The organism is Kitasatospora sp. NPDC057904, from assembly GCF_042887925.1.
In the GTDB taxonomy this organism is placed as follows: Bacteria; Actinomycetota; Actinomycetes; order Streptomycetales; family Streptomycetaceae; genus Kitasatospora.
Window position 1 is genome coordinate 204,555 of the sequence record NZ_JBHVOL010000008.1, and the last position, 17,762, is coordinate 222,316.

Annotated in this window: 16 protein-coding genes; 6 read left to right on the forward strand and 10 right to left on the reverse strand. The window is 75.0% G+C overall.

From position 1 onward, the window contains the following. The first annotated feature begins 129 nt into the window (after positions 1-129). Together ACFVSN_RS21860 and ACFVSN_RS21865 are read left to right on the forward strand one after the other, a co-directional pair. Positions 130-1,701 (forward strand): DNA-3-methyladenine glycosylase 2 family protein, encoded by a 1,572-nt coding sequence (locus ACFVSN_RS21860; protein WP_380440923.1) that lies wholly within the window; start codon positions 130-132, stop codon positions 1,699-1,701. Continuing rightward, on the forward strand, positions 1,698-2,207 hold the full coding sequence (locus ACFVSN_RS21865; RefSeq protein WP_380440920.1) for a methylated-DNA--[protein]-cysteine S-methyltransferase: 510 nt from the start codon (positions 1,698-1,700) through the stop codon (positions 2,205-2,207). Before ACFVSN_RS21860 ends, ACFVSN_RS21865 begins: the two co-directional genes overlap by 4 nt. Before the next feature lie 110 nt (positions 2,208-2,317). On the opposite strand, the gene ACFVSN_RS21870 is transcribed toward ACFVSN_RS21865, so the two are convergent. Next, positions 2,318-2,836, reverse strand: a complete 519-nt coding sequence (locus ACFVSN_RS21870; RefSeq protein ID WP_380440918.1) for a GNAT family N-acetyltransferase — start codon at positions 2,834-2,836, stop codon at positions 2,318-2,320. Between the two features lie 32 nt (positions 2,837-2,868). Beyond that, positions 2,869-3,369 (reverse strand): MarR family winged helix-turn-helix transcriptional regulator, encoded by a 501-nt coding sequence (locus ACFVSN_RS21875; RefSeq protein WP_380440916.1) that lies wholly within the window; start codon positions 3,367-3,369, stop codon positions 2,869-2,871. A 243-nt stretch (positions 3,370-3,612) separates the two neighbouring features. Between ACFVSN_RS21875 and ACFVSN_RS21880 the strand changes: the two genes are divergently transcribed. Beyond that, entirely contained in the window at positions 3,613-5,079 is a 1,467-nt protein-coding gene (locus ACFVSN_RS21880) for an MFS transporter (RefSeq protein ID WP_387956425.1), read from the forward strand. Positions 5,080-5,086: 7 nt separating this feature from the next. Here ACFVSN_RS21880 and pth read toward each other — a convergent pair whose 3' ends face one another. From pth to ACFVSN_RS21900, 4 genes are all read right to left on the reverse strand, one after another. Beyond that, positions 5,087-5,668, reverse strand: coding sequence for an aminoacyl-tRNA hydrolase (gene pth / locus ACFVSN_RS21885; RefSeq protein WP_380501195.1), 582 nt, complete (start codon positions 5,666-5,668; stop codon positions 5,087-5,089). A 146-nt stretch (positions 5,669-5,814) separates the two neighbouring features. After that, positions 5,815-6,531 (reverse strand): DUF305 domain-containing protein, encoded by a 717-nt coding sequence (locus tag ACFVSN_RS21890; RefSeq protein WP_387956426.1) that lies wholly within the window; start codon positions 6,529-6,531, stop codon positions 5,815-5,817. Beyond that, complete coding sequence (locus tag ACFVSN_RS21895; protein ID WP_380443559.1) at positions 6,528-7,190, reverse strand: DUF3105 domain-containing protein; 663 nt, start codon at positions 7,188-7,190, stop codon at positions 6,528-6,530. Before ACFVSN_RS21895 ends, ACFVSN_RS21890 begins: the two co-directional genes overlap by 4 nt. A gap of 94 nt (positions 7,191-7,284) precedes the next feature. Then, the gene (locus ACFVSN_RS21900) at positions 7,285-7,797 is read right to left on the reverse strand and encodes a hypothetical protein (protein ID WP_380499096.1); all 513 of its coding nucleotides are present in this window, start codon (positions 7,795-7,797) and stop codon (positions 7,285-7,287) included. Positions 7,798-8,079: 282 nt separating this feature from the next. On the opposite strand from ACFVSN_RS21900, the gene ACFVSN_RS21905 reads away from it, so the two are divergent. Beyond that, positions 8,080-9,858, forward strand: a complete 1,779-nt coding sequence (locus ACFVSN_RS21905) for a hypothetical protein (RefSeq protein ID WP_387956427.1) — start codon at positions 8,080-8,082, stop codon at positions 9,856-9,858. A gap of 21 nt (positions 9,859-9,879) precedes the next feature. Here the strand turns inward: ACFVSN_RS21905 and ACFVSN_RS21910 are convergent, their stop codons facing one another. From ACFVSN_RS21910 to ACFVSN_RS21925, 4 genes are all read right to left on the reverse strand, one after another. Beyond that, complete coding sequence (locus tag ACFVSN_RS21910; protein WP_380443553.1) at positions 9,880-10,479, reverse strand: TetR/AcrR family transcriptional regulator; 600 nt, start codon at positions 10,477-10,479, stop codon at positions 9,880-9,882. Between the two features lie 100 nt (positions 10,480-10,579). Then, positions 10,580-11,623 carry an agmatine/peptidylarginine deiminase gene (locus tag ACFVSN_RS21915; protein ID WP_380443551.1) on the reverse strand — a complete coding sequence of 348 codons (1,044 nt, stop codon included), beginning with the start codon at positions 11,621-11,623 and terminating at the stop codon, positions 10,580-10,582. Between the two features lie 23 nt (positions 11,624-11,646). Continuing rightward, entirely contained in the window at positions 11,647-13,362 is a 1,716-nt protein-coding gene (locus ACFVSN_RS21920) for an urease subunit alpha (RefSeq protein WP_380499100.1), read from the reverse strand. Continuing rightward, a complete protein-coding gene (locus ACFVSN_RS21925) occupies positions 13,359-14,069 on the reverse strand; it encodes an urease subunit gamma (RefSeq protein ID WP_387956428.1) in 711 nt (236 codons plus the stop codon). The genes ACFVSN_RS21920 and ACFVSN_RS21925 overlap by 4 nt, the downstream gene beginning before the upstream one ends. A gap of 515 nt (positions 14,070-14,584) precedes the next feature. Between ACFVSN_RS21925 and ACFVSN_RS21930 the strand changes: the two genes are divergently transcribed. Beyond that, positions 14,585-15,100 carry an ATP-binding protein gene (locus ACFVSN_RS21930; protein WP_387956429.1) on the forward strand — a complete coding sequence of 172 codons (516 nt, stop codon included), beginning with the start codon at positions 14,585-14,587 and terminating at the stop codon, positions 15,098-15,100. A gap of 368 nt (positions 15,101-15,468) precedes the next feature. Then, complete coding sequence (locus ACFVSN_RS21935; protein WP_387591121.1) at positions 15,469-17,754, forward strand: SpoIIE family protein phosphatase; 2,286 nt, start codon at positions 15,469-15,471, stop codon at positions 17,752-17,754. Positions 17,755-17,762 lie beyond the last annotated feature (8 nt).

A 17,762-nucleotide genomic window follows, 5' to 3' on the forward strand; every position in this document is an offset into this window, starting at 1 on the left:
GCCGGGTTTGTGCCTCTAATCCCCCCCGGGGGGCGCGGGGGGGGCCGCGGCCGGGGCGCGCCCCCCGACGGGCGAGACAGCCGAGGACGAGAGGGAGGGGAAGCGGGAGGAGGAAGCCCCCCGACGGTCATGTCCGATTCCCGCCAGTCGACACCCCTCCGGTGCCGCAGACTGGACAGCGTGATCGACGACGACATCCGGTATCGAGCCGTGGACAGCCGGGACTCCCGCTTCGACGGCGTCTTTTTCACCGCCGTCACGACGACCGGCATCTACTGCCGGCCGAGCTGCCCCGCGGTGACGCCCAAGCGCACCAACTGCGTCTTCTACCCGAGCGCCGCCGCTGCCCAGGGCGCCGGCTTCCGCGCCTGCCGCCGCTGCCGCCCCGACTCGGTGCCCGGCTCGCCGGAGTGGAACCACCGGGCCGACCTGGTCGGCCGGGCGATGCGCCTGATCGGCGACGGCCTCGTCGACCGCGAGGGCGTCGCCGGCCTCGCCCACCGCCTCGGCTACAGCGCCCGCCAGCTCCAGCGCCAGCTCATCGCCGAACTCGGCGCCGGCCCGATCGCGCTCGCCCGCGCCCGCCGCGCCCAGACCGCCCGGCTGCTCCTGCAGACCACCGAACTCCCGGTCACCGACGTCGCGTTCGCGGCCGGCTTCGCCTCCGTCCGGCAGTTCAACGACACCGTCCGCGAGGTCTACGACCGCACCCCGAGCGGCCTGCGGGCCGAGGTCGCGGCCGGCCGCCGCATCGCGACCCCGGCCGGCGGCCTCACCCTGCGCCTCGCCTACCGCGGCGCGATCGACAGCGACCACCTGATCGACTTCCTCGCCCTGCGCGCGGTCCCCGGCGTGGAGGAGGTCGTCCCCGGCGCGCGCCCCGGCGTCCGCACCTACCGCCGTACCCTCGCGCTCCCCTACGGTCATGGCATCGCCGAGGTCGACGGCCTCGCGCCCGGCGACGAGCGCACCCGCGGCTGGCTCGACTGCCGCCTCCTCCTCGCCGACCTGCGCGACCTGCCGACGGCCGTCCAGCGCCTGCGCGTCCTCTTCGACCTCGACGCCGACCCCGACGCCGTCGACGAGCAGCTCGGCGCCGACCCGCTCCTCGGCCCGCTGGTCCGCGAGCGTCCCGGCCTGCGCTCGCCCGGCCACGTCGACCCGCACGAGCTCGCCGTCCGCGCCGTGCTGGGCCAGCAGATCACCGTCGGCGCGGCCCGCACCCTGGCGGGCCGGCTCGCCGAGAAGTACGGCACCGCCCTGCCCGAGCCCAACGGCGGCCTGCGCCTGCTCTTCCCGACGGCGGCCGCCCTGGCCACCGCCGACCCCGAGGACTTCGCGATGCCCGCCGCCCGCCGCCGGGCGCTCACCGGCCTCTGCGCCGCGCTCGCCGAGGGCGTGGTCCGGCTGGACGGCGGCGTCGACCGGGAGCAGTCGGCCGAGCAGCTGATGGGCCTGCCCGGCATCGGCCCCTGGACGGTCGGCTACCTGAGGATGCGGGCGCTCGCCGACCCCGACGTCTTCCTCCCGAGCGACATCGGCGTCAAGCACGGCCTCGTCCGCCTCGGCGCCCCCGGCGACCCCAAGTCCGCCGCCCGTGCCGCCGAGGCGTGGGCCCCCTGGCGCTCCTACGCGGTCCACCGGCTGTGGGCCGGGTCCGCGAGCGCCACCAGTACCGGAACGGAGAACGCACGAGCATGACCACGACCGTGTTCACGACCATGGAGAGCCCGTTCGGCCGGCTGCTGCTGAGCGGCGTCCGGCCCGACGGGGACGGTCCGGCCGCGCTGGCCACCGTCACCGCCCCCGGCCAGAAGTACGCCCTCGCCGAGCCCGCCGACGACTGGGTCCTCGACCCGGAGTCCCTCGCCGAGCCGGTGGCCCAGCTGACCGCCTACTTCGCCGGTGAGCGCACCGGGTTCGACCTGCCGCTCGCCCCGGAGGGCACCGACTTCCGGCGGCGGATCTGGGCGGCCCTGGACGAGATCCCGTACGGCGAGACCGTCACGTACGGCCGGCTCGCCGCGATGGCGGGCGAGTCGCCGCGGGCCGTGCGCGCCGTCGGCGGCGCCGTGGGTGCGAACCCGCTCCTCATCGTCCGCCCCTGCCACCGCGTCCTCGGGGCCGGCGGGGCCCTCACCGGCTTCGCGGCCGGGGTCGACCGCAAGCGCTGGCTCCTGGAGCTGGAGAGCGGCACCCTGTTCTGAGTGCCGGCCGGCCCGGCCCCGATTCCTAATGCCGCCCTGCCCGGCCCCGATTCCGAGTGCCGTCCCGCCCCGTCCCGTCCCACCCCGCCCCGCCCCGTGCCGAGCCGGGTCTACGCCCGAAGGTCGACGCGCCAGTTGTGGCTCCGCATGAGGCGGCCGGGCGGGAACTCGAAGTCCGTCTCCCCGAGCAGCGTGAAGCCGGCCTTCTCGCAGACGGCGTTCGACGCGGGATTGTCGACCGACGGGAAGGCGTGCAGGTACCGGTGCCGGGCCTCGCGGCGGGCGGCGGCGACGGCCGCGCGGGTCGCGGCCACGGCGATGCCCCGGCCCTGGAAGGGCGGGAGGACGTTCCACCCCATCTCGTGGACCGTCCCGCCCTCCCACGTCCGGGTGCCGTAGCCGACGGTGCCGACGGGTTCGCCGCCGGGGAGCAGCTCGATCCGGTACATGCAGCCGAGGCCGGAGGGGACGAAGTCGAGGTAGCGGGCGTGCCGGACGAGCAGCTGCTCCTCGCTCTCCGGGCCGCCGACGTGCGTCTTCATCTCCGGCGTGTTGACCCGGCGCAGCAGCGCGAGGTCGGCGTCCGTCCAGGGTTCGAGGTGTACCAGTGCCGTGTTCACGGCACGCACGGTAGTGCTCGTGGGGTGGGCGTGACCAGCGGTTATTCGGCGGTCGGGGTGGGGCCGGCGAGGGCGCGGGCGAGCTGGTCGAGGGCGGGCAGGGCCTGGAAGACGGCGTCGCGGTCGGCGGGGTCGAGGGTGCCGAGGGCGTCGGCGATGCGGCGTTCGTGGGCGTGCTGCCAGTCGTCGAGCTGGCGCTGGCCGGCGGGGGTGAGGGCGATGCGGGCGGTGCGGCGGTCGCCGGGGTCGGCCTGGCGGTCGACGAAGCCGGCGTCGAGGAGTTTGCCGACGAGGCCGCTGACGGTGTTGGGTGCGAGTCGCTGGCGGGCGGCGAGTTCGCCGACGCGCAGGGGTGCGGCGGCGAGGGTCTGGAGGAGTTCGACCTGGGCCATGGGGAGGGATTCCCACGGGTAGTCGGTGCGGATGCTGCTGCGCAGGGCGCGGCGCAGGCGGGTGACGACGTCGGTCAGCCGGCGGGCGTGTTCGACCGACGTTTCGGGGGTTCCGGTGGCGGAGTCGGGAACGTGCGGTGACGACGGCATGGCGGACAGCGTATCGCCTGGTACGGACGCTTCGGCCGGCCCGGTGGGGGTGCCGGGGAGCGGGTTCGGGCGCTGCCCCCGGCCGCTGCGCCGGCCCATGCGAACCGCCGGCCGAACCGCTGGCCGAACCGCTGGCCGAACCGCTGGCCGAACCGCTGGCCGAACCGCCGGCCACACGCCGTGCGCATCTGATTCCGATCAGGTCGTAGAAAGAACATGTCTGCATCCGATATATTGAGTGACATGAACGCCACCGTCCTCGCCGCGCGGCTGCTCACCGAGCGCCCCAGGCCCCGCGGCATAGCCGGCTGGCGCCACGCCCACTGGCTGGCCGTCGGCACCGTGTGTCTCGGCGCCTTCCTCGGTCAGCTCGACGCCAGTGTGATCGCCCTGGTCTTCCCGGCCCTCGGCCGTCACTTCGGCGCGGGTTTCGCCGCCGTCGAGTGGGTCGCCCTCGCCTACCTGCTCGTCCTGGTCGCCCTGCTGGCCCCCATCGGCTGGCTGTCCGACCTGGTGGGCCGCAAGACGATGTACATCGGCGGTTTCGCCGTCTTCGGTCTGTCCTCGCTCTGCGCCGGGTTCGCCGGCGGCCTCTGGATCCTGGTCGGCTGCCGGGCTGTGCAGGCCGTCGGCGCCGCGATGATGCAGGCCAACAGCGTCGCGCTGGTGGCGCGCGGCGTGCCCGAGCACGCGATGCGGCGCGCGCTCGGCATCCAGGCGGCCGCCCAGGGCCTAGGGCTGGCGCTCGGGCCGACCCTCGGCGGGCTGCTGGTCGAGCACGCGTCGTGGCAGTGGGTGTTCTGGGTCAACGTGCCGATCGGCGTGCTCGGCATCGTCGCCGGCTGGTACCTGCTGCCGCGCACCAGGGCGGAGCGCGCGGCGGTCGTGCCCGGGCCGCGCCGGCCCCTTGGGAAGGCGCACCGCTTCGACTTCCCCGGCATGCTGCTGATCACCGGCGCCACCACGGCGCTGCTGCTCGCCCTGTCCACGGCCTCGGGCCTGCCGCTGCCCGGTTGGCTCGTCGCCGTCCTCCTCGTGGCCTCGGCCGTCCAGACGCTCGCGCTGGTGCGCCAGGAGCAGCGGGCCGCCCGGCCGATCCTGGCGCCCGGGCTGGTCAACACGCCGGGCGTGCGGTCCGGGCTGGTGGTCGCGCTGATCGGGTACCTGCTGCTGTTCTGCCCGCTCGTGCTGGGCCCGGTGCTGCTGACCGGAGCGGGCGTGTCGACGGCCGGCGCGGGCCTGGTGATCACGCTGCTGCCGGCCGCGTTCGCGGTCGCGGCGACGGTCGGCGGCGGGCTGCTGCCGCGCGGCTGGTCGGACGTGACGAGGTGTCGCTCCGGCGCGGTGACGGCGGGTGCCGGACTGCTGCTGTTCGCCCTGCTGCCGGTCTCGGCCGGGGTGTCGGCGGTCCCGCTGCTGGTCGCCGGGTACGGTCTGGGCCTGCTGCTGCCGGCGAACAACGCGTTGGTGATGCGGGCGATCCCGGCGGCCTGCTCGGCGGTCGGCGGCGGCATGGTGAACATGGCGCGCAGCCTGGGCACGGCGCTCGGCATGGCGCTGTCCGTCCTGGGTGTCCACCTGGCGGGCGCGGCGTCCGGTGGGCGGACGGTGCTGCTGGTCCTCGCGGGGGTCGCGGCGGCGGCCGTGCTCCTCACCCGGCCGGTCCGCCCTGCTCGCCCTGCCCGCCCTGCCGGCCCCGCCCGCTCCTGACGCGCGACTAGGACACGGCGTTCAGCGCGTCCTGGGCCCGGTTGAGGCCGAGCCGCACGAGCGTCTCCACCGCGTCCGCGCAGCGGTCCAGCACGCCCGGCAGGGCGGCGAGCTCGTCCTCCGAGAACTTCTTCAGGACGAAGTCGCCGACGCTCTGCCCTTTCGGCGGGCGGCCGAGGCCGAAGCGCAGCCGGACGAAGTCGCGGGTGCCGAGGACGTCGCCGACCGAGCGCACGCCGTTGTGCCCGCCGGGGCCGCCGCCGCGCTTGAGCTTGCAGGAGCCGAACGCGAAGTCGAGGTCGTCCTGGACCACCACCAGCTGCTCGACGGGCACGCCGTGGCGCCGCATCAGGCCGGCCACCGGGCGGCCGGACAGGTTGATGAACCACTGCGGCTTGACGAGCAGCACCCGCCGGCCGTCCACCTCGATCTCGGCGACCCGGCTGCCGATCGCGCGCCGCCGGAACCGCGCGCCGTGCCGCTCGGCGAGCCGGTCGACGGCGAGGAAGCCCGCGTTGTGCCGGGTGAGCCGGAACCAGGGGCCGGGGTTGCCGAGGCCGGCGACGAGCCAGGGGGCGGCGGGGGTCATGTTCGGTGCTCCAGAGCGCAAGGGGGAACGAACCGGGGGCCGGTTCGAGAAATCAGGGTCGAAAGAGAGCGGGGTGCGGTGGGGACGACGGAACATTCCGTCGTCCCCACCGCACCCCTTGGCCGGTCAGGCCGTGCGGACGCGGCTCAGGAGGCGGGCACGCCGGGGGCGGCGCCGCGCTCCTTGAGCATGTCGGTCATCAGCTCCAGCTCGGAGGTCTGGGCGACCACCATCGACTGGGCGAGCCGCTTCTCGCTGTCGTTCTTCGCCAGGTCCACGTAGCCCTGGGCCATCTCGACGCCGCCCTTGTGGTGCTCGATCATCAGCTGCAGGTAGTACACCTCGGCGTCCTTGCCGCCGAGCGTGCGCAGCTTCGCCAGCTGGGCGTTGGTCGCCATGCCGGGCATCAGAGAGCCGTCGTGGGCCTGGTAGTCGTGGCCCATGTCCATCCACGCCATCGGCTTGGCCGGCGAGTGCTGCGACAGCCCCCACTGGTCGAGCCAGCCCATCATCATGCCGCGCTGGTTGGCCTGGGTGTTGATGATGTCGAACGCCAGGGTGCGGGTCGGCTCGTCGGAGGTGCGGTCCCGGACGATGAACGACAGGTCCACCGCCTGCTGGTGGTGGGTCGCCATGTCGCGGGCGAACCCGGCCTCGGGCGAGCCGTCCGCCGGGACGGTCAGCGAGGACGAGCCGGAGGCCGACGTCCCGCTCGCCACCAGGGCCGGTATGCCGAGCGCCAGCGCGACGGCGGCGGCCAGCGCGGCCGGCCACCAGAGCCGGCGCCGGGGCCGGGCGGCGACGGCCTGCGGTTCGTCGGCGTCCTGCGGATCCCCGGGGGTCACGGGCTTCCCGGCGGTCACATCTGCCCCATGGTGCAGGAGGCGCCGGGCTCCTGCGTCTGCTTGCCCTGGACGTACTTGGTGAAGAACTGGTTGACCCGGGGGTCGGAGGCGCTGTCGACGACGAGCTGGGTGCTCCAGGCGTTCAGGGTGATGGTGCCCTGCTCGTCCGGGTAGGGGCTCATGAGCGAGTACGGGGTGGCCTTGACCTTGTCGGAGAGGGTCTTGACGTCCTCCGGGGTGGCCTTGCCGTTGTAGGTCACCCAGACCGCGCCGTGCTCCAGCGAGTGGACGGCGCGCTCGTTCTCGACCGGCTGGTCGTAGACGTGGCCCATGCAGTCCAGCCAGACCGCGTTGTGGTCGCCGCCGACCGGCGGGGTCATCGGGTAGGTGACCTTGTCCTTGACGTGGTTGCGGCTCAGGTCGCCGAAGGTCTTCACGCCCGGGATGTCCGCGTTGGCGGCGACCTCCTGGGCGTGCTTCTTGTCGCTCTGGTCTTTGAGGACCCAGGCGATGGCACCGCCGGTGCCGGCGACCAGGACGCACGCGGCGACGATGGCGATGATCTTGTTGCGGCGGTCGCGGCGCTGCTCGGCGGCGCGCAGCTCGGCGATCCGGGCGCGGCGGTCGGTGGCGCCCTGCTGCTTGTTCTTGCTGGACTGCTTGGAGGCGGAACCCATGATGGTTGTCCTTTGTCCCCGCGCGCCCGGCTGGGGCGGCGGTCGGATGAAGTGGGGAGGGCGGATCCGTCCGGTGGCGGACGGCGGGTTCCGCTCAGGAGCGGTGCACCTGGAGTTCGTGCAGATCGGGTGCGGGGTGCGGGCCGACGAGCAGTCCGGCGGGGGCGACCCGGGGCAGCGCCTCGGGGGCCGGTGCGTGCGGTGAGACCACCGGCTGCGGGTGCGGCGGCGGGTTGGGCAGCTGGGCGTCCTGGCCGCAGTACGGGTGGCTGGAGCAGCCGTTGTCCCGCTGCGGGGGACGGCCGTCGGCCGAGCACCAGGTCCAGTGGCGCGGTCCGTCGACGTGCGGGTGGTGGTCGGCGGGCTTGGCGGTGCGGCCGGTGGCCGTGCCCGCGGTGGCCTCCGTGGCGCCGGAGGCGGCGGAGACGGTGGTGACCGCCGTCACGGTGGACGGCGCCGGGGAGCCCTGGTCGGCGGCCATCGCCCGGCCCGAGCAGGGCAGTGCCGTCAGCAGCCCGACCAGCAGCAGGATCCACAGCACACCCGCCGGGCGGCCCGCCGGTGCGGCCCTCCCCGGTCGGGGCGAGCTGGGGGCCGACGCGGTCATGGGCACATTTAATCAGCCGAACGAGTGATGCGATGCCCCTCCTCCGGCCCCATTTTCGGCCCCCAACGGCACCGAACGGCACGGAAACACCCGCTCCGGACACTTCCGGCAACCAGGGACGGAACGGTGCTGAACGCGGGGGCGGACGGGGTGGCCGGGAACGTTCCGGACGGTGTCCGGTTGTCGCCGAAACCCGGACAGCGTCGTTGCACTTGGAGACAATGACGTCGAGTCCGGCCCCGCCGGGGGCGGCGCGACCACGGACCGACCAGGAGCCGCCAGATGAGCAAACAGGGTGCACCCGCACAGCCCCACCGGCCCGACGACGGGTGGTGGGACGCCGTCTACGACGGCCCGGCGGGCACCCTCCCGGACACCCCCGGGGCGGACCCGGGCGCGGGCAGCGTCGACGACTGGTTCGACACGGCGGCGGGCCTGATCGCGCCGCAGCGCACCGGCGAGCAGGCGGAGGCGGCGGCCGGGGCCGCGGCGGAGGCGCCCGTGGGCGCGCGGGACAGCATCGACGACTGGTTCGACACCGCGCTCGACGTGATCGGCCAGCCGGACCCGGCCCCGGCCCCGGTGTCGGCCCCGGTGTCGGACCCGGCCCCGGTGTCGGCGCCGGTCGAGTGGCCCCCGCCGTCGCCGTCGGCGGAGACGCACAAGTTCCCGGCACCGGACTTCCGGACGGGCCCCGTCGCGCTCGACAAGCCGGACGCACCCGAGGCGGCGGCAGCGGCACCGGAGGACGTGCGGCCGGAGCCCGCCGTGGAGCCCGAAGCCGGGCCCGAGCCCGAAGCCGGGCCCGCCGTCGACGCGGCACCGGCACCGGCACCCGCGCCGGACCCGCAACCGGAAGCGGAACCGGAACGAGAGCCCGAGCCCGAGGCCGTCCACGTCTCTCCGCCCGAGCCGGAACCGGCCCGCACGCCCGCGCCGGAACCGGAAGCCGTCCGCGCCCCCGAACCGGACCCCGCCCCCGAGCCCGAGGTCGTCCGCGCGCCCGAGCCGGAGCCGGAGGTCGTCCACGCCGCGGAACCCGAACCCGAACTCGCCCCCGAACTCGCCGCCGAACCCGAACCCGAACCCGCTCCCTCCCCCCGCCCCGTCACCCGCTCGCCGCTGGCCGCCGCCGCGGACGCCGTGCCGCACGTGGGGGAGCGCCCGCCGACGTACGGGCCGGAGCCGACGGCCGTGCCGGAGGCGGACCCGGGCTCGCTGGGGTCCGTCGTGGCGGACACCGTCCTGGAGGGCGCCCAGTACGGTCCGGCCGTCCTGCGGGCCGTGTCCGTGCGCGGCGACTTCGCCCGGTACCGGGGCGAGCCGCGGCGCGACGCGCTGCTGGTGACGCGGTTCGGCGACGGCCCGGACGGGCTGCTGCTCGCCGTGCTCGGCGGCTTCGACCGCAACGGGTTCGACGACGGCGGTTCGACGGCCGACGAGGACGTGCCGCCCGAGGCGGTCGGCACCGCGGCCGGCGAGGCCTGCCGTCAGCTGGCCGCCGCGATCGGCCGCAGCCGGGCCGGTCTCGCCGCCGACCTGCGCGCCGGCGCCCGCGACCGGCTGCGCTACGGCCTCCAGCGGCTGGTCACCGGCGCGGCGGCCCCGCTGCGGGCGCTGGCGCCGGGCGGGGAGGACGGCCCGTCCCCGGCGTCGCTGCACTGCCTGATGGTGTCGCTGGACCCGGCGGCCGGCTACCGGGCGGCGTTCGGGGTCGGCCCCGGCGGGCTGTACCTGCTGCGTTCCGGTCACTGGATCGACGCCTACGCGGCCCGGCTGCTGCACCACCCGGACGGCGTGCCGGCGCCGGCGGACGGTCCGGTGCCGGAGCCGCGGCCGTTCCGCTTCCGGCTGGTGCCGGCGACCCCGGGCGACATCCTGCTGCTCTGCACGCCGGGCCTGGCGGACCCGATCGCCGACGAGCCGGCCGTCGCCCACTTCCTGTCCTCGCACTGGGCCCACCCGCACCCGCCGGGCACGGTCGACTTCCTGCGCCAGGTGCAGGTCCGGGCGAAGGGCTACGCGGACGACCGGACGGCCGCCGCCGTCTGGACGGAGTAGGAAGCGGTCCCCCGCCTCACGTCACGCCCGCAGCAGGATCCGCGCCACCGCCGTGGCGTGGGCGAGGGCCTCGTCGGTGCGGCTGCCGGGGAGGCCGAGGGCGACGGGGACGGCGAGCCCGTCGAGCAGCGCGCGGAGCCGGGTGGCGCGGTCGGCGGTCGGGCCGGGGGTGAAGTGGCCGGCGGCGGTGCCCTCGTCGATGAGGCCCGCCAGGTCGGACTGCCACGGCGCCTCGATGTCCTGCTGGCCCTGGCGGAGTTCGGCGCTGGCGGGGGAGCGGCCCCACACCTCGATCCACAGGATCCAGCGCGGGTCGCCGGGCCCCTCGGGGAGGTAGAGCCGCAGGTAGGCGTCGAGGCGCTGCCACGGGTCGCGGGCGTGGTCGGCGAGGGCCTCGCGGCGGCGGGCACCGAGCTGGTCCTCGCTCCAGCGGAGGGTCTCCAGCAGCAGCTGGTCCTTGCTGCCGAAGTAGTAGAGCAGGTGCCCGGCGCTCATCTGGAGCTGCTTGCCGAGCCCGGCCATGGTGAGTTTGGCGAGCCCGTGTTCGGCGATCGCGGCGCGGGCGGTGGCGAAGACCTCCTCGCGGGGGCGCGCCGGCCGGCGCGGGCGGGCGTCCGCCATGTGTCGTGCTCTCCCTCGGTGCGCAGCGGAGGTCGTGGTTCGCAGCGGGACCGAACGCTACCGGAGCGGGGCGTGCGCACCCCGCTCCGGTGGCGTCCCGTCAGGCCTGGGGCTGCTGCTGGGTGATGCAGTGGATGCCGCCGCCGTTGGCGAAGATCCCGCGGGCGTCGACGAGTTCGACGGTGCGGCCGGGGTAGGCCTCGCCGAGGATGTCGGCGGCCTCCTGGTCGCGCGGGTCGTCGAAGCCGCACAGGATGACGGCGCCGTTGGCCACGTAGTGGTTGATGTAGGAGTAGTCGACCGGCTCGCCGTCCTCGTCGAACAGGACGGTGGGGGCGGGCAGTTCGACGACCTCCAGCTGGCGGCCCTGCGCGTCGGTGGAGGCGCGCAGGATGGCGACGAGCTCCTGGCAGACGGCGTGGTCGGGGTGGGCCGGGTCCGGCTGGACGTGGGCGACGACGACGCCGGGGCGCACGAAGGACGCGACGATGTCGATGTGGCCGCGGGTGCCGAACTCGTCGTAGTCGCGGGTGAGTCCGCGCGGCAGCCAGACGGCCTTGGTGGTGCCGAGGAAGGCGTGCAGCTCGGCCTCGACCTGCTCCTTGGTCCAGTCGCTGTTGCGGCCCTCGCCGAGCTGGACGGTCTCGGTGACGAGCACGGTGCCCTCGCCGTCGACGTGGATGCCGCCGCCCTCGTTGATCAGGCGGGAGACGAAGCGCCGGACGCCGGTCAGCTCGCCGATGTGCTCGGCGATGTGCTGGTCCTTGTCCCAGCGGGCCCAGGACTGGGCGCCCCAGCCGTTGAAGATCCAGTCGGCGGCGGCGAGCGAGCCCTTGCCGTCGATCAGGAAGGACGGGCCGATGTCGCGCATCCAGGCGTCGTCCAGGGGGCGTTCGACGATCTCGACCTGCTCGGAGACGTACTTCCTGGCCTCGGCGCTCTCCCCGGTGTTGACGATGAGGGTCACCGGCTCGTACCGGACGATGGTGTTGGCGACCGCGGCCCAGGCCTCGCGTCCGGCGTGCAGGTTCTCCGGGGTGTCGAAGGTGGGGTTGGTGGTGGGGAAGGCCATCCAGGTGCGGTCGTGCGGGTGCCATTCGGCGGGCATCCGGTAGCCGAGGGAGGCGGGCGTGGGGGTGGTCATCAGGGGGTCCTTGGGGGAGGAGGTCAGAGGAAGTAGAGGCGGCTGAGCGAGACGCTGTCGGCCGGTTCGGAGCGCAGCGGCGAGCCGTCGAGCGAGACCAGTCCGGTCTCGGTGACCTCGACGTGGCCGAGGCGGGCGTTGCGCACCATGTCGCGGGGCCCGATGCCGCGGGTGCCGCGGACGCCGACGCGGCGGCGGCGGGTGGGCAGGCCGTCGGCGGGGCGGTCGAGGTAGGCGCCGTCGGCGGCGGCCTGGGCGACGAAGGCGACCGAGATGTCGGCGGCGGTGGCGCCGTGGGCGCCGAACTGCGGTCCGAGGACCAGGGGTTCGCAGCGGTCGGTGGAGGCGTTGGGGTCGCCGACGACGCCGTAGGCGGGGAATCCGGCCTTGAGGACGAGCTGCGGTTTGGCACCGAAGTGGTCGGGGCGCCACAGGACGATGTCGGCGAGTTTGCCGACCTCGATCGAGCCCACCTCGTGGGAGAGCCCGTGGGCGATGGCGGGGTTGATGGTGAGCTTGGCGATGTAGCGCAGGACGCGCTCGTTGTCGTCGCCGCCCTCGGTGGTCCCGTACCCACCGTCGAGGGGGCCGAGTTCGGCCTTCATCTTGCCGGCCATGGCGAAGGTGCGCCGGACGGTCTCGCCGGCGCGGCCCATGCCCTGGGCGTCGGAGGAGGTGATCCCGATGACGCCGAGGTCGTGCAGGACGTCCTCGGCGCCCATGGTGCCGGCGCGGATGCGGTCGCGGGCCATGGCGGCGTCGCCGGGCAGGTCGACCTTGAGGTCGTGCGCGGAGACGATCATGCCGAAGTGCTCGCCGAGGGCGTCGCGGCCGAACGGCAGGGTGGGGTTGGTGGAGGAGCCGATGACGTTGGGGACGCCGGCCATCTTGAGGACGTTGGGGACGTGTCCGCCGCCGCAGCCCTCGATGTGGAAGGCGTGGATCGTGCGGCCCTCCAGCACCTTGATGGTGTCCTCGACGGACAGGCACTCGTTCAACCCGTCCGTGTGCAGGGCCACTTGGACGTCGTACTCGTCGGCGACGCGCAGCGCGGTGTCGAGGGCGCGGGTGTGGGCGCCCATGTCCTCGTGCACCTTGAAACCGGAGGCGCCGCCCTCGGCGAGGGCCTCGATCAGCGGGGCCGGGTCGGAGGACGAACCGCGGCCGAGGAAGCCGATGTTGACCGGCCAGGCGTCGAAGGCGTTGAAGGCGTGGCGCAGCGCCCAGGGGGAGTTGACGCCGACGCCCCAGACCGGGCCGAACTCCTGGCCGATGATGGTGGTGACGCCGGAGGCGAGCGAGGCCTCCATGATCCGCGGCGAGAGCAGGTGGACGTGGGTGTCGATGGCGCCCGCGGTGGCGATGAGGCCCTCGCCGGAGACGATCGTCGTGCCGGTGCCGACGACGACGTCCACGCCGTCGAGGGTGTCGGGGTTGCCGGCGCGGCCGATGGCGGCGATCCGGCCGTCGACGAGGCCGATGGACGTCTTGCGCACGCCCTGGATCGCGTCGATGACGAGGACGTTGCTGATGACGACGTCGCAGGTGTCGCGGACGGCGGCGGCCTTGAGGTGCAGGCCGTCGCGGGCGGTCTTGCCGAAGCCGGCCAGGAACTCCTCGCCGGGGGCCTGGGAGTCGGACTCGACGCGGACGATGAGGCCGCTGTCGCCGAGCCGGACGCGGTCCCCGGCGCGGGGGCCGTGGACGGAGATGTAGTCGTGCGGGGTGATCGAGCTCACGAGGGCACCTCCGAGTCGTCGAAGCCGGTCAGGTAGCCGGTGGCGCGGGCCTTGGCCAGGGCGGCCTCCTTGGCGCCGGGGGCGTCCAGGGGGCCGTCGACGAGGCCCGCGAACCCGATGGCGACGCGTTCGCCGCCGATCGGCACCAGGCCGACCTCGACGGTGACGCCGGGGTCGAAGCGCACGGAGGAGCCGGCCGGGACGGCGAGGTGGGTGCCGTAGGCGGCGGCGCGGTCGAAGGCCAGGCGCGGGTTGGCCTCGAAGAAGTGGAAGTGGGAGGTGACCGAGATCGGCACCTCGGAGGTGTTGTGGACGGGGAGCAGGAGCGTCTCCTCGACCGGGTCGTAGCCGGCGCCGTCGCCGGCGAGCGCGCCGCCGGGGGCCTCGTCGCCGAGCGAGCCGGCGCCCTTGAAGGGGTCGTTGACGACGGCCAGGCGGGTGCCGTCGTCGAACACGGCCTCGACCTGGACGACGGTGACGACGTCGGGGACGCCGGGCAGGACGTCGTCGGCGGTCAGGACGCTGCGTCCGGCCTCGATGGCCTCGGCCAGGCGCCGGCCGTCGCGGGCGGCCTCGCAGACGGTGTCCGCGATCAGGGCGGTGGCCTCGGGAATGTTGAGACGCACGCCCCGGGCGCGGCGGGCGCGGGCCAGCTCGGCTGCTGTGAAGATCAGCAGCCGGTCCCGCTCGGTGGGGGTCAGTCGCACGGTTCCTCGCTCGCGGCTCGTCGGGCCCCTCGGGCAGGTGGGGGGGCGGCTCGGGGGGTGCTCGGACGTTCGGGGCGCTCAGGGGTGTTTAGAACGTCGTTCAAACTTCTCGGGCCATTGAACCCGGCCCGGGCCGCTCTGTCCAGCGTTGCGGCTCCGCGCCGGTTCGGCGCGCCGGGGCGGCGGGCGGGGTGAGCGGGGCGCGCGGGGGAGGGGGCTCGACGGCGGGACGGGCCGGCGCACGGCGCGGGGAGGGCACGGTTCCGCGCGCCGGGTGTGCGCGGGATCGGCGAGGGGAGGGCTCGAATGCGGGCTCTGCGCTTCGCAAACCCGTCCGGCGCGGGCAGTTGGATCACGCGAACCTCCCCGTGCCCCTTTCACCCCACGTGATCGGACGCACACTGTTGCAAACGCCGTCAGCTGGGCATGAGGATGGTGGTCGGAACGAGGAGGGCCACCCGGCGGGCGGGGGATCCTGCCCGGGGGCCCGGATGCGAGGGCGGGGGCAAGTGGTGATGGACGGTCAGTCGCGATTCCCGCGGCAGCGGACGAGTTCGGGCGACGCCTACCGGTCCGGGCCGGTCCAGGCTCAGGGCGGCACGACGGGGACCGCCCTGCCGGGTGCCACCGCCCCCGGCTGCGCGCTGCACCGCCGGCTCCATCTGACGCTCGACCCGGCCGACCTGGTCGCCGTCGGCTCGGTCCGGCACCGGCTGCGCACCGCACTGAGCCACTGGGGGGTGCCGGAGCTCTCCGACACCGCCGAGCTGCTCTCCTCCGAGCTGGTGACCAACGCGCTGCTGCACACCGGCAAGGGCGCGGTGTTCGACGCGGTGCTCGGCACCGACCACCGGCTGCGGATCGAGGTGCAGGACGGCGCGACCCGGCTGCCCGGCCGCCGGCGCGACCCGGACGCCGAGTACGCGACCTCGGGCCGCGGGCTCATGCTGGTCGAGGCGCTCGCGGACGCGTGGGGCGTCCAGCTGCGCGGCGACGGCAAGGTCACCTGGTTCGAGCTCGCGACGCCCTGACCGGACCCGCGGCCGGGCCTACGGTCGGATCCGAAGCCGGTGCCGCGGCCGGTGCCGCGCCGGTGCGCCGCGGAAATCGCCGGAGCGCGCGACCCGCCCGCAGAATAGTTCGGATGCGGTTCATTCGTCGTCGAAGGACGCCCTGAACAGAAGGCGGAACAGAAGATTTCCGGCCCGTTGCCATTGCCGCTGGGCCGAACATTGGCCAGGATGGTGGGAATGTGTGACCACGTGCGGAGAGCAGCGGGGAGACGGTACCTCGACTGACCGCCGCAGGCCGGCACCGTCCGATCCAGCACCACCCACCACATCGCCACGCGGTCCGGCCGGACGGTCGGCGGGTCCGTCACGGCAGCGGCAGGAGCAGCATGCCCACTGAGCCCGAGTCGCCGGGGCCGGCGCTTCCTCCCGGCGCGTCCACGGCCGACCCGCCGGTCGGCTCACCCGGTCCCACGACCACGGGCACCGGCCGGGCGAAGCCGCCCGCCCAGGCCGTGCGCCGGCGCCCGCTGCGCACCGCCCCCGGGGCCGTCGGCCGCCTGGCGCCGATGCTCCCCGGCGGGCTGCCGTCGGCCGCCGGCGACGCCATGCCGGACTGGCTGGAGCCCGCGATGGCCGCCAACGGCATCGGCTCCTTCGACTGGGACATCCGCCGCGACGTGCTGGAGGGCGACCCGCGGGCCTGCGCGATCATCGGCCTGGACGAGGTCGGCCAGGGTGCGTTCGACCGCACCGCCGCCTCCTTCCTCGCCCTGCTGCACCCCGAGGACGCGCCCGTGGTGCGCCGCCGGGTCGAGCGCGCGGTCGCCGAGCTCGGCCAGTGCGGCGCCTACTACCGCACGGTCGGGCCGAACGGCACCATGCGCGCCGTGCGCTTCCGCGGCCGGGTGCTCGCCGACGCCTTCGGGCGCGCCTCCCGGATGGTCGGCTTCGTCTGGGACGCCACCGTCGAACTGCACAAGCGCGACCGCGCCGACCGGCTCGCGCTGCTGCGCGAGGAGCGCTCCCGCTTCATCAAGGAGGCCGCCCGCGCGCTGTCCGAGGCGGTCACCGTCCGGGACGTCGCCCGGGTCTTCACCGAGCTGCCGTTGCCCGGGCTGCCGCCGGACGGCCTGGTGCTGGCCGCCTTCGAGGCCGGGCGGGCCCGGATCCTCGGCGCCTCCGGCTACCGGCCCGGCGCGCTCGCCATCTGGGACCGCACGCTGCTGCCCGCCGGCCACCCCGCCGCCGAGGCGCTGCGCCACCGCGCGCCGGTGTTCGTCTCCTCCCGCGACGAGTACCGCGACTCCTACCCCGACGTGTGGGAGCCGACCAGCCGCAACGGCCGCGGCTCCTGGGCCTACCTGCCGCTGGTGGCCAGCGGCCGGGCGATCGGCGTGTGCGTGGTCAGCTTCGACGACGAGCGCGAGCTGGACGCCGACGAGCGGACCCTGCTGACGACGCTGGGCGGCCTGGTGGCCCAGTCGCTGGCCCGGGCCCGGCTGCACGACGCCGAGCACGAGCTGGCGGCCGGCCTCCAGAGGGTGATGCTGCCGCGCACCGTGCCGTCCGTACCGGGCGTCACCACGGCCGTGCGCTACCTGGCGGCCGGCTCCGGGCTGCAGATCGGCGGCGACTGGTACGACGTGGTGCCGCTGCCCGGCGGGCACGTGGGCCTGGTGATCGGCGATGTCCAGGGCCACGACGTGCACGCCGCCGGGATCATGGGCCAGCTGCGGATCGCGCTGCGCGCCTACGCGGCCGAGGGGCACCCGCCGGCCGCCGTGATGGCCCGCGCCTCCCGCTTCCTCGCCGACCTGGACACCGACCACTTCGCGACCTGCACCTACGCCGAGGTCAACGTGGACTACGGCGTCGTCTACGCGGTGCGGGCCGGCCACCTCGACCCGGTGGTGCGCCGCTCGGACGGCACCGCGGCCACCGTGCCGGTGGCCGGCGGCCTGCCGCTGGGCATCGACCCCGACCAGGAGTACCGGGTCACCCGCTTCAGCCTCGACCCGGGCGAGACGGTGCTGCTGTGCACCGACGGCCTGGTGGAGTCCCGCGGCATGGACCTGGACGAGGGCGTCGCCCGGCTCACCAGGGCGCTCGCCGAGCCGCTCCCGCCCGCCGAGGAGGCCGCCCGCGACCCGCTGGAGGACCTGGCCGACCGGATCGCCTCCCAGGCCGCCGACTCCAGCGAGCGCGAGGACGACATAGCGCTGCTCCTCCTGCGCTGGGACGGGCCGGCCGGCGGCCTGGCCGCCCAGCAGCTGCGCCGCCGGATCGGCCAGGCCGACCTCGCCCGCATCGCCGAGGTGCGGGCGGAACTGCGCGACGCGCTGCGCCGCTGGGGCGTCGCCGAGTTCATCGACACCGCCGAACTGCTCTCCTCCGAGCTGGTCACCAACGCCATCCGGCACACCGACCGAGACGCCATGTTCACCGCCCGCCTCTACCGGGAGGCGGCCTCCGACGGCGGCCGGGCCCGGCTGCGGGTCGAGGTGGAGGACGAGTCGGACCTGTGGCCGACCCGCCGGACACCGGGCGAACAGGCCTCCTCCGGACGCGGCCTGATGCTCGTGGAGGCGCTCGCGGACGCCTGGGGCGTCGAGCCGCGCGGCTCCGGCAAGCGCATGTGGTTCGAACTCAGCGGCGGCGCCGCGGCCGCGTAGGAGCGCGC